The organism is Streptomyces hygroscopicus subsp. hygroscopicus (assembly GCF_001553455.1).
Lineage (GTDB): Bacteria > Actinomycetota > Actinomycetes > Streptomycetales > Streptomycetaceae > Streptomyces > Streptomyces hygroscopicus.
Map to the genome: position 1 here is coordinate 1 of NZ_BBOX01000247.1, position 10970 is coordinate 10970.

A 10970-nucleotide genomic window follows, 5' to 3' on the forward strand; every position below is an offset into this window, starting at 1 on the left:
CGAGGTGCGTCCGCCGCCGCTCCTCGCCCTCTTCCAAGCGCGGGGTTCGGGCGGGGACGAGGAAGTCATCAGGCTGGGTGGCTCGTGGCTTCCTGACGCGCCAGCCGCCGCTTCCGGTCCTCCGCGACCATGATCACGTCGGAGAGGGTCAGCTGAAGCAGCTTGATCGCCGCATGGGCGTCTTTGAGGGACGTCGACGGGTCCGCCAGATACCGCGACGACGCCCGGATAGCTGCGCGCCCCCGGTCCTCGAACGACACAGCGTCTTCACCCGCCGTCACGCTCGCCGCGAGAGCGAAACCTTCGCGGCGCGACGGGGAGTCGACGTCCCCGCTGGGAAACCAGGTCACGCCGTCATCCCGTCGTGGCGAACCAACGTCGCCCCCGGGGCGATCTGCTGCCCATTGGCCCGGATCTGACGCATGGCCGCGTCCCGAGAGATGGGCGGCGGCGGGGGCACGGCGTCTTCGACCGACACGCACGTGCCGCCGACCTCGGTCACGAGCTGCCGCAGATGGGCACGGACGCCCAGGTCGTACGCGACGCGGTTCCAGCTCGCCACCAGGCAGACGATGCGGCGTCCCTGGCCCTGCTGTTTCATCGCCGCGATCATGCCTTGCCAGAACGGCCTGCGCTCGCCCATAGCGGCGTCCCCGCGATCGACCCACTGACCCGTGACCTCCCATCCCATCTCGGCCGCGAAGGCTCGGCAGATGGCGATTCGGGCGAGCAGTCGATCCGTCTGGCTGGTCCCCTCACGGTCGTAGATGAATACGAGGATTGGCTTCGTTGCGTCGCTGTCCATGCGCATACTGTGACTCTCTTGACAGGACGTTTGAACCTCTTCGGACGGGACAGCTAGGACAACTTCACGCTATGGTCCTAAGCGTCCTAAACGTCCGGGGGAGGAACCTTGAACGAAGCGCTTAGAGATGCTATGGCCGATGCGGACGTATCTCCTGGTCGCCTTGCTCGTATGGTGGGAGTGTCCACCAAGACCGCAGAGCGATGGTTGAAGGATCCCAGTCGGGCTCCACACCCCGACACGAGGACTGCCGTCGCTAAGGCGTTAGGAGTAGATGACGGCATGCTGTGGCCCAGGCCGGCCAAGTCAGTTGTCAAGACAGGCGCCAGTCGCGAGATTGTTCAGGCATACCCCTACCGGAACGCTTGCCCCACGTGGGTGTGGGGCCAACTGATCGACGCCGCGTCACACAGCATCACCTTTGCCGGGTACACGAACTACTTCATCTGGCAGGAGCACCCACGGCTGATTGAGCGTCTGGCAGCGAAAGCTGCGTCTGGTTGCTCGGTGCGCTTCCTTGTCGGTGACCCAGACTCCGAAGTGACGCGTCGGCGCGAAGAGATCGAAGGCGTCCCCCTTACCGTCGGGACACGAATCAAGATCACACTTGACGCCCTGTCGAAGCTGAAGGACAAGGCTCGAGTCGACGCCCGGTTCAGCGATGAGCACATTGCACTGTCGGTGTTCTCCTTCGATTCGGAGATGCTGGTGACCCCTCATCTGTCCAGCCTTCTCGGCCACGAGTCGCCCATGTTGCACCTGCGACGACTGGGAGACGATGGTCTGTACGACCGCTTCGCCAGCCACGTATCAGCGCTATGGGAGGGCGGCCGGCCCGTCTGGGAGTGAGCCCGGGGAACGCAAAAGCCTCCGCTGGATGGGATCCCGACGGGGCTGATGCGGTGCGGTCACGCCAACGGGGCGGTGCTGGCACGTACAGCCGTCGCCGACACACCGGGTGTGGTCCGCGGCCAGCCATGGCACCTCCGCTTCTCAGGAACCCGCCGTCCGGGCTGAAGCCGTCGCGCGTCGGCCGGCTGGCCATCGACGCTGCCCGGGCTCGCCTCGCGACGAGGGATCTCGGCGGGGCGGAGGACGCGCTGAAGTACGCCTTCCACGTCGCTCCTCAGATGGCGGAGATCCACCCCATGGCGCGGGAGGTGTTGCGCGTGCTGTGGACGCTCCACCAGCGCAGCCGTCCGGAGCTGGTGGCCATGGCGAAGCGGTCCGGACTGGCGTCCTGATACGCACCATGCCCCCGCCGGGCCGATGGACGGCCGGCGGGGCACGAGTCCGCCTCCGCTATCGACGAGGTACCCGCCGGGGAGTGCGCCGCCGGTCTCGTCCTCGTCGTATCACCGGCGATTCGCGGTGAAGCGCTCGGAGGGGAGGGAAACGGGCCGCTCCGGCCTCACGGCCGCATCTGCTTGGGCAAGGTGAGGATTTCGGCTCCGTCGTCGGTGATGGCGATCGTGTGCTCGCTGTGTGCCGTCCGGCAGCCTGTCGCGCTTCGGAGGGTCCAGCCATCGGCATCGGTGACGAGCTCGGCGGTGTCCGCCATGACCCATGGCTCCAGTGCCAGCAGCAGCCCGGGGCGCAGCTTGTATCCACGGCCGGGCCGTCCGGTGTTGGAAACGTGCGGGTCCTGGTGCATCGTCGAGCCGATGCCATGACCTCCGAACTCGGTGTTGATGGAGTATCCCGCCTCGCTGAGGACCGTGCCGATGGCGTGGGAGATGTCGCCGATGCGGGCTCCGGGTCCGGCGGCGGCGATCCCCGCGGCCAGCGCGCGTTCGGTCGCGTTGATCAGCGCGACGCTCTCCGGGGGCCGGGCGTCGCCCACGATGAAGCTGATGGCGGCGTCCGCGGCGACTCCGCCTGTGGAGACGGCGAGGTCGAGGGTCAGCAAATCGCCGTCGGCGAGCTTGTAGTCGTAGGGCCGTCCGTGGAGCACGGCGTCGTTGACGGCCGTGCAGATGTAGTGGCCGAACGGCCCGCGCCCGAAGGACGGCGCGTAGTCGACGTAGCAGGACTGGGCGCCCGCTTCGACGATCATGGCCTTGGCCCACCGGTCGATGTCCAGGAGGTTCGTGCCGACCGTGCTACGGCCCTTGAGCGTGTGCAGAATGTCGGCGACCAGTGCGCCTGTGTCCTTGGCACGGGCCAGTCGGGTGGGGTTCAGGATCTCGATCACGCGGCGCCCTTCTCATGCGTCCAATAACTATACCGGCCATACTATACCGGTACTAGAATCGGAGCCATGGTCAGGTTGCCGCTCACTCCAGAAGAGGTCGAGCGCGGACAGCGCCTCGGCACCCTCCTCCGTCGGGCCAGGGGGGAGCGCTCGATGCTCACTACCGCGCTGGACGCAGGTGTCTCACCGGAAACCCTCCGGAAGATCGAGTCCGGTCGCGTAGCCACCCCCGCCTTCCCGACCATCGCGGCGATCGCCGATGTCCTCGGCCTCTCCCTCGATGAGGTGTGGGCCGAGATCAAGCAGCCCGACGACGAGGTCGAACCTGCGGCGTCGGGCCCCAAGGCACGCGAGCGGCTGGCCTCCTGAGCCCCGGCCCGCGGCTCCGTCGCGGGCGCCGACGACAGCGAACCCGTGGGCGCGGCACTCGGCCAGTGCCCCGGGCCAGTACGCCCGGACCTCCGGCCGGTACCGGCCTCCTCCCCTCGGGCCGCGTCCTGGTGTGCTGTCCTGTCCGCCGGACGGCGGGGGCGGCACGAACGGAGTCGGCCCGCGCCGTCCCGCCCGCCCCGCCCGTCCCGCGCTCGGCGTAACGGCGCGAGAGCGTGACCGAGGGCCGGGAGCGGGACGGACGGCGGGCGGGGCCGACGGCGGGCGGTACGGACAGCGGGCGGTACGGCGCGGATCAGCCGGGCTGGGTGTTCTCCTTGTGCTCGCCCCAGCCGTGCCAGCGGTCGATCTCGATCCAGGCGCTCACCCGGCGGCGGTCCCGCTGCGGATAGTCCTTGCCGAGGTAGTGCCGGGACAGCCGGTCGATGTCGCTCAGGTCCGTGTCGTCCTTGATCTCGACGACCCGGCCGATGAGGCTCACGTGGTTGTACCAGTTCCCGTCGTCGAGCACGGTGAGCGTGACCCTGGGGTCGTTGCGGATATGGGTGAGCCGCTTGCGGCCCTCGTCCATGTTGACCAGGACCCGGCCGTCGTCCCAGAGGTACCAGGTGGCCGTGGACACGGGCCGGCCGTCGGACCGGAGGGTCGCGATCACGGCCGGATTGGCCTTCTTGAGCATGGTGACCGCGGCCTCGGAAAGCGGTGGGTTCGACACGGAGTCTCCTTCTCGTTGCACTCGTGTTCACGTCCCGTGTGCGGCTGGGGCCGGCTTGAGCGGGCTTGAGCCGGCTCAAGCCAGGGGCCGCACTTCACACCGTGCCACACCGGGCGCCGGCTCTTCCTGGCCGCACCGCACGCGCCCTGCGCTCCCCCGCTGCGCCCGTGCGCTCCCGTGTGGGGCGCCGGGGCAGGGGATGCCCCCCGGTAGCCGGGGCAGGGGATGCACCCCGGTATACGTCCCCTCCGGGAGGTGGGCCGTGCACGGACCGTGGTTCGTCGGCTGGCTGCTGGTCGCGCTGTGCGCGGCCACGGGTGCCTACTGTCTGCTGCAGATGCGCGGTGAGCCGCCCGGACCGGGCCGGCGGATCGCGGGGGCGGAGGCGCTGATGGGGTGGGGGATGGCGGCGATGGCGGTGCCGTCCACCGTGCTGGACCCCCGGCCCTGGGGCCCGCCCGCCTTCGCGGCGGTCTTCGCCGTGGCCGCCGTGAGGGCGCTGCTGCCGGTGCGGCGCGGCACCGGGCCCCTGGGGCACCATCTGCACCACGCCGTCGGGGCGCTGGCGATGGTCTACATGGCGCTCGCGATGATGACGGGCGGCACGGGCGGCCACCACCACACCGCCCGGATGGCCCCGGGCCGGATGGCGGGCGGGGTGCCGCCGCTGACCGGGGTACTCCTGCTGTACTTCGCGGTCTACGTCGTACGGTCCGGGTGGCGCCTGGTGCCGATGACGGACGGCGTCATGGACGGCGCGGGGGCCGGCCCGCCCGGCGCCACCCGGTCGCGGCGGCCCGAGCTGCGGCATGCCTGCAGGCTGTCGATGGGGATCGGGATGTGCGCGATGCTGCTGACGCTGTGAACGGGCGGCGGGCCCCGTCGCGGCCACACCGTGGTGTGCGTCACTTCGCCGTCGCTACCGTACCCGTCCCGGGCGCCGCGATCATAAGGTGACCGCCATGATGGTCCCGTTCGCGCTGATGGGCCTCGGCGCACTGGCGGCGGCAATGGCGCCGCGCCTGCTGTCCCGCTCCGACTGGATCGACCGCGAACCCGTGCTCGCCCTGTGGGTGTGGCAGTGCGTGGTCGTCGGAGTGCTGCTGTGCTGCGCGTCGACCATGGCGCTCACCGCGGCGGCCGCCTGGGACGCCGTACGCGGCAATGTCTTCGCCCCCGCGCCCAAGGGCGTGGTGGAGGCGTACGCGCTGTCCGGCTACGGGCCGCTGGCCGCGCCCGTCGCCCTCGTGCTCGCCTTCGGGGCCGTGTGGAGCGCGGTGATGCTCACCCGCGAGATCGGCCGCGCCCGCGCCTGGCGCAGGCAGCACCGCGCCGAACTCCTCGTCCGCTCCCCCGTCCTGCCCGGTGAGGAGCCCAGCGGGGAGCGTCTGGTGGTTCTGGAGGGCGACAAGCCGGACGCCTGGTGGCTGCCGGGCACCCCGCCGCGGCTGGTCATCACCACGGCGGCGCTGCGCCGCCTCAAGGGCCGTCGGCTGGACGCCGTCATCGCCCATGAGCAGGGCCACGCCCGCGCCCGCCACCACTGGCTGCTGCACTGCTCGGGCGCGCTGGCCACCGGCTTTCCGCGGGTGGCCATGTTCGCGGCGTTCCGCGACGAGGTGCACCGGCTGGTCGAGCTGGCCGCCGACGACTCCGCGTCCCGGCGTTTCGGACGGACGACCACGGCGCTCGCGCTGGTCGAACTCAACGAGGACCGCGGGGTGTTCGGGCCCTGCCCCAGCGCGCTCGCCCAGGTCCCGCAGCGGGTGGACCGGCTGCTGGCCCCGGCCTCCCGCCTCCCGGCGGGACGCCGCTGGGGCCTCACGGCCACGGCGGCGCTCGTCCCGGTGGTGCCGCTCCTGGTCACCTTCGTCCCGGCGCTGCGGGTGCTGGGGTAGCCGCTTTCCGGCCCCGGGCCTTCTGGTCCCCGGGCCTTCTGGTCCCCGGGCCCGTCCGTCAGCGATCATCGACCCATGGAACCGGCAAGCACCCACCGCCGGGCCGCCCGCGCCGCGGCCGTGCTCATCTCACTCTTCCTGGTGCTGCTCGCCCTGGTGGCCGTCCGTTGGGGGCCGCTGGAAGGCGCCGACCGGGACATCGACGTCGCCCTGCACCGCTCGGCGGTGGAGCACCACGGCTGGACCCGGGTCAACAGAGTGCTCACGGACTGGGTCTGGGACCCCTGGACGATGCGAGCGCTGCTGGCCGTGGCGGTGGGCTGGCTGCTGTGGCGCCGGGAGGTCCGACCGGCCATCTGGGTCGCCGTCACGGCGGCGGCGGGCACGGCGCTGCAACAGCTGGTGAAGGCCGCCGTCGGCCGGGAGCGCCCCCAGTGGTCGAATCCGGTGGACTCGGCGCACTACGCGGCCTTCCCGTCCGGCCACGCCCTGTCCGCGACCGTCGCCTTCGGGCTGCTGCTGTGGCTGCTGACGCTCCACGGGGCGCCTGCGAAGTGGCTGCGGCCGGCTGTCGCCGTGGCGACCGTGTCCTTGCTGGGCGTCGGTTTCACCCGGCTGTACCTGGGCGTCCACTGGCCCAGCGACGTCCTGGGCGGCTGGCTGCTGGGCGCGGCGCTGGTGTGCGGGGCGGTCGCCTCGTACGGCTACGTCCAGGGCCGCGGGAGCGACCGCGAGACGTCCCGCGACGGGACAACGCGGTCATGAGCGGGCGGCGGCGGGAGGGGTACGCCTCCGGCCGCCGCCCGACCCGGAAGGGGGCCCGTCGGCCGCATCGCCCCACCCTCCGGGCGCAGCCCCGGCAGCCACCGCGGAACGGCAGCCGCCACGGAATGGCAGCCACCACGGAATGGCGGCTGCCGCGAAGGCCGTTGCCGTACCGAGGACGGCCGTCACGGTGGCCGTACCGAGGACGGCCGTCCCGGCCCGGTCACCCGGCGCGGACGCGTTCCGTCCGGCCGGGGCGGACCGGATGGCCACGGCCACGGCCACGGGCGGATGATGGACGAGGTGGGCGGGGCGGGCGCCGAGCGGCAGCTCCCGGCCCACCGGCCCCGGCGTCATCCCGCAAGCTCGCGGAAGAGGGGCCAAGAGGGGCCAGCAGCGCGGTGCGGTGGGCCGCGCGTCCCGATGGACGCGGCGGCCCGGCGGCCCCATGCCTCCGCGGGCTCTCACACGTTGACGCCGTAGTCCTTGGCGATGCCCAGCAGACCGGAGGAGTAGCCCTGGCCGATCGCGCGGAACTTCCACTCCTCGTCCCGCCGGTACAGCTGGCCGAAGACCATCGCGGTCTCGTCGTGGCCGTCCTCGGTCAGTTCGAAGCGGCACATCTCCACCCCGGACGCCTGGTGCACCATGCGGATGTAGGCATCGCGCACCCGGCCGAAGGTGGTGGCCACTCCCCCGTGATCGTGGATCGACACCACGAACACGACCGACTCCGCCTGCGGCGGCAGCAGGGCGAAGTCGACGGCGATCTGCTCGTCGTCCCCCTCGCCCTCGCCAGTCCTGTTGTCGCCGGTGTGCCGGACGGAGTTCTCGGGCGTGGCCCGGTTGTTGAAGAAGACGAAGTGCTGGTCCGACAGGACCCGGCCGTCCGCCCCCAGCACCAGGGCGCTCGCGTCGAGGTCCACGTCGCCGGGACCGGTGTTCACCTTCCAGCCGAGACCCGCGACGACGCTGGCGATGCCGGGCTGGGAGCGGGTGAGGGAGAGATTGCCGCCTTTGGACAGGCTCACGGTCACAGGGCACAGCTCCTGAATGAGAAATGACCAACACACATGGACGGATACGCACCGGGGCTCACGGAAGGACGTGTTCTCCGCTGTCACCAGGTGCCGGACCCGGACCGGAATCTACAGCACTGTAGAAGTAACGGGCCGCGACAACCGATCATTTGAAGCCACCCCCGCGCCGGATCGGCCGGGGACTCGTTCGAGGATGTACCGGGACCTCGTTCGAGGATGTAAGGGCACGGTCTCTTTTCGCGACAGCTCTCTACAAACCTTTGGAGTGCTCTCCCGGATGAATCCGGGAGATTCCCGCCTACCTTGCGGTGGCGGGCTTGACGCGGCGTGCGCGCCTGACGACTGCCCTCCCGGCAGCCGGGACGAGCGCGAGGCCCGTCCGGTACACGTGCAAGATGTTCCGGGCTCCGTTGTGGTCGGCGTTGCCCACCCAGCCGCAGTCGGGGTTCTTGCACGCGAACACGGCCTGGGACTCCCGGCTGCCCGGTGTGGTGACCCCGCACATCGAGCAGCGCTGGGAGGTGCCGGGGGCGGGCACCTTGTGCAGGGTGCCGCCACGGCGGGCGGTCTTGTACGTCAGCAGTTCGACCGTGCGGCCCCACGCCTCGCCGATGATGGCACGGTTGAGGCCGGACTTCTGGGCGACGTTCTTCCCCGGCACCTCCACGGTGCCCTTGGCGCTCTTGACCATGTTCGTGATGTTCCGGTCTTCCACCACGACCACGCCGTACTTCGCGGCGATGACGGTGGTGGTTTTGTGCTGCCAGTCCAGGTGCCTGCGCTTGGCTCTCGCGCAAAGTCCCGCGATCTGGTCATAAGTGGCCCGCAGGCGGTGGGAGGTGCGCTCTCCTCGCGTGCGGAAACTCTTGCGGTGCGCGGCCCGCCGCTCCAGCCGGCCCAGCTTGGTCTGTTCCTTACCCGTCAGCCATGCGGTGTGGCCGTATGTCGTGCCGTCGGAGAGGGCGAGTGGCACGGTGACGCCCACGTCGATGCCGACTTCGGGGCCGTGGCGTGGCTCGGGGGCGGGTTCGAGAGTCTGGACGCGGAAGGCTATGTGCCAGCCGAGCGCGTCTTTGACCAGCCGGGCTCCGGTGATCCGGTTGGCGGTGTCGGCGCGCTTTCCCACGGGGAGGTCTTTGGTCCAGCGGAACCGGACCCGGCCGATCTTGGGGATGTTGGCCATGCCCCAGCGGCGGTGCACCCGGGTGATGCACAGGTCCCGGCCCTGGGGAATGTCCACGGACATCACGGTGCGGAAGCGGGCTTTGAAGTCCGGGCGGCCCGCGCGGCCTTCCCAGCAGTTCTTCCATGCCTGGAAGTACGTCTTGAGCACGGCCTGGGCGGCCTGGGCGGGCAGTACGGCGAGCCAGTCGATCTCCTTGCGGCCCTGGCGGATCGCGGCGTCCGCCGCCGCGAGGGAACGCTTGTCCCGGGGCAGCATCGTCCACCAGTCGTGCAGCAAGTTCCACAGGGTGCGGGCCGCGTGTGCCTGAGTGTCCATGAGCTGGGCCTGTGCAGGCGTCAGCGCCAGCCGGGCACGATGCCCGAACTGCCGCTTCTCGCATGCACGTTCCGTGACCATGCGACTACGTTAGCACTCGGCTTACGTCACCACGCTGGAATCCGAATCCGGATATACGCACCGGACGCCACGTCGTCTACGACCTCCACGTCCACTTGGCCTTCATCACCAAGTACCGGCGACGGGCCTTCACCAGCGACCTGCTGACCAGGTACGAGGAGATCATGCGCGAGGTGCGCACGGACTTCGAAGCGGAGCTGAAACAGTCCAACGGCGAGGAAGACCACGCACACCTGCTCGTGCACTACCCGCCCAAAGTCCAGCTCTCCACACTGGTCAACTCCCTCAAAAGCGTCTCCTCGCGCTACCTGCGCAAGGAGTACGACACTCACATACGCCGCTACCTGTGGGGCGGACACTTCTGGTCCGGCTCCTCCTTCGCCGGATCGTGCGGCGACGCCCCGCTGACCGTTGTACGCCAGTACAACGAGAATCAGCAGCGCCCCGTGCAGCCGAAACTGAGCCACCACTGCGGACCCATACTCACGCGCGAGCCAGAGCAATTCCAGGATGCGCTTCACCACCGCCCTGAAGGGCGGCGCACCACGCAAGATCAAAGGTAGATTCTGTCTTCGTGTCATACGACGGGTAAGCCGACAAGGAGACGCAGATGGCGCTGTGGGACCGCCTCAAGGACTCGGTCCAGACCATGCAGGCGCAGCTCACGGCGAAGAAGAACGAGCTGCAGAGCGGGGCCTTCCGGGACGCGAGCATGGCGATGTGCGCCCTGGTGGCGGCGGCGGACGGCACGATCGACCCGTCCGAGCGGCAACGCGTCGCCCAGCTCATCGCCACCAACGACGTGCTCCAGGGCTTCCCCGCGGACGATCTGCACCGCCGCTTCGAGGACCACCTCGACGAACTGACCGCGGACTTCACCCTCGGCAAGGTCGGCGCCATGCGGGAGATCGGCAAAGCGAGGAGGAAGGCCGCCGAGGCGCGGGCCGTCATCCAGATCGGCATCGTCATCGGCTGCGCCGACGGCCACTTCGACGACAGCGAACGGGCCGTCGTCCGGGAAGCCTGCTCGGCCCTGGGCATTCCTCCGGCCGAGTTCGACCTGCACCGGGCCCTCCGCGTGCCCCGGCAGTACCGAGCCACGGACGCGGGCTCCGGGACGGAGCGGGAGACGCGCCCCGAGGCCGTCGTACCCGGCGACGACCTTCAGGTCTTCCTCAAGGCCCTGGCCAGCGGAACGCGTCAAAAGCTCTTCTCGCACTTCGCCGCCGGGGAGGAGCTGACCGTCGGCGAGGTCGCCGAGCGGGCCGGACTCGGCCCGTCGACCACCTCCGAGCACCTCGCGGTGCTCCGCCGCGGCGGGCTGCTCCACTCGACGCGCAGCGGCAAGCTGGTCCGTTACCGCGCCGACCACGAAGGCATCGCCGAACTGCTCGATCAGCTCCGCTGCTACCTCCTCGCCCCGGCCGAGCCGCGCGACGACGCCCGCCCTCCCCACGGCGGCCCCGGACGCGCGGACTGACGGCCGCGCCGGGGGCCGCGCCCCTCCGGAGCCCTGCGCCGTGGGGAGGGCGCTCCCCCGCCGCGTCGACCGCCTCGGTCGGCGGCCGCCGGCGGGAACGG

At 70.5% G+C, this 10970-nt stretch carries 13 protein-coding genes and 2 pseudogenes; 9 read left to right on the forward strand and 6 right to left on the reverse strand.

What is annotated here, in order from left to right; genetic code table 11:
* Nucleotides 1–68 precede the first annotated feature (68 nt).
* Nucleotides 69–350 (reverse strand): hypothetical protein, encoded by a 282-nt coding sequence (locus tag AXW62_RS24120; RefSeq protein ID WP_060946351.1) that lies wholly within the window; start codon nt 348–350, stop codon nt 69–71.
* On the reverse strand, nt 347–805 hold the full coding sequence (locus tag AXW62_RS24125; RefSeq protein WP_159060949.1) for a recombinase family protein: 459 nt from the start codon (nt 803–805) through the stop codon (nt 347–349). Before AXW62_RS24125 ends, AXW62_RS24120 begins: the two co-directional genes overlap by 4 nt.
* Nucleotides 806–1087: 282 nt before the next feature.
* Here AXW62_RS24125 and AXW62_RS24130 point away from each other — a divergent pair, with 282 nt between their 5' ends.
* On the forward strand, nt 1088–1654 hold the full coding sequence (locus AXW62_RS24130) for a DUF5919 domain-containing protein (RefSeq protein ID WP_060946353.1): 567 nt from the start codon (nt 1088–1090) through the stop codon (nt 1652–1654).
* 128 nt (nt 1655–1782) lie between these two features.
* Entirely contained in the window at nt 1783–2049 is a 267-nt protein-coding gene (locus AXW62_RS24135) for a hypothetical protein (RefSeq protein WP_060946354.1), read from the forward strand.
* Nucleotides 2050–2216: 167 nt separating this feature from the next.
* Here the strand turns inward: AXW62_RS24135 and map are convergent, their stop codons facing one another.
* Nucleotides 2217–2999, reverse strand: a complete 783-nt coding sequence (map, locus tag AXW62_RS24140) for a type I methionyl aminopeptidase (protein ID WP_030829729.1) — start codon at nt 2997–2999, stop codon at nt 2217–2219.
* Nucleotides 3000–3065: 66 nt separating this feature from the next.
* Here map and AXW62_RS24145 point away from each other — a divergent pair, with 66 nt between their 5' ends.
* The gene (locus AXW62_RS24145; protein WP_060946355.1) at nt 3066–3368 is read left to right on the forward strand and encodes a helix-turn-helix domain-containing protein; all 303 of its coding nucleotides are present in this window, start codon (nt 3066–3068) and stop codon (nt 3366–3368) included.
* 316 nt (nt 3369–3684) lie between these two features.
* Here the strand turns inward: AXW62_RS24145 and AXW62_RS24150 are convergent, their stop codons facing one another.
* A complete protein-coding gene (locus AXW62_RS24150) occupies nt 3685–4104 on the reverse strand; it encodes a PPOX class F420-dependent oxidoreductase (protein ID WP_060946356.1) in 420 nt (139 codons plus the stop codon).
* Between the two features lie 262 nt (nt 4105–4366).
* Between AXW62_RS24150 and AXW62_RS24155 the strand changes: the two genes are divergently transcribed.
* From AXW62_RS24155 to AXW62_RS24165, 3 genes are all read left to right on the forward strand, one after another.
* Nucleotides 4367–4969, forward strand: coding sequence for a DUF5134 domain-containing protein (locus tag AXW62_RS24155; protein ID WP_060946357.1), 603 nt, complete (start codon nt 4367–4369; stop codon nt 4967–4969).
* Between the two features lie 97 nt (nt 4970–5066).
* Entirely contained in the window at nt 5067–6002 is a 936-nt protein-coding gene (locus AXW62_RS24160; protein WP_060946358.1) for a M56 family metallopeptidase, read from the forward strand.
* Nucleotides 6003–6077: 75 nt separating this feature from the next.
* A complete protein-coding gene (locus tag AXW62_RS24165) occupies nt 6078–6767 on the forward strand; it encodes a phosphatase PAP2 family protein (RefSeq protein WP_060946359.1) in 690 nt (229 codons plus the stop codon).
* 464 nt (nt 6768–7231) lie between these two features.
* Here AXW62_RS24165 and AXW62_RS24170 read toward each other — a convergent pair whose 3' ends face one another.
* Complete coding sequence (locus AXW62_RS24170) at nt 7232–7804, reverse strand: TerD family protein (RefSeq protein ID WP_060946360.1); 573 nt, start codon at nt 7802–7804, stop codon at nt 7232–7234.
* 301 nt (nt 7805–8105) lie between these two features.
* Nucleotides 8106–9389, reverse strand: coding sequence for an RNA-guided endonuclease InsQ/TnpB family protein (locus AXW62_RS24175; RefSeq protein WP_060946361.1), 1284 nt, complete (start codon nt 9387–9389; stop codon nt 8106–8108).
* Nucleotides 9390–9442: 53 nt separating this feature from the next.
* Here AXW62_RS24175 and tnpA point away from each other — a divergent pair.
* The 3 genes and pseudogenes from tnpA to AXW62_RS46030 form a co-directional block, all read left to right on the forward strand.
* A pseudogene (gene tnpA / locus AXW62_RS24180) lies at nt 9443–9835 on the forward strand (IS200/IS605 family transposase); the annotation flags it as partial.
* A gap of 164 nt (nt 9836–9999) precedes the next feature.
* Nucleotides 10000–10452: pseudogene (locus tag AXW62_RS46025) on the forward strand (tellurite resistance TerB family protein); the annotation flags it as partial.
* 15 nt (nt 10453–10467) lie between these two features.
* Complete coding sequence (locus AXW62_RS46030) at nt 10468–10869, forward strand: ArsR/SmtB family transcription factor (protein WP_244503209.1); 402 nt, start codon at nt 10468–10470, stop codon at nt 10867–10869.
* Nucleotides 10870–10970 lie beyond the last annotated feature (101 nt).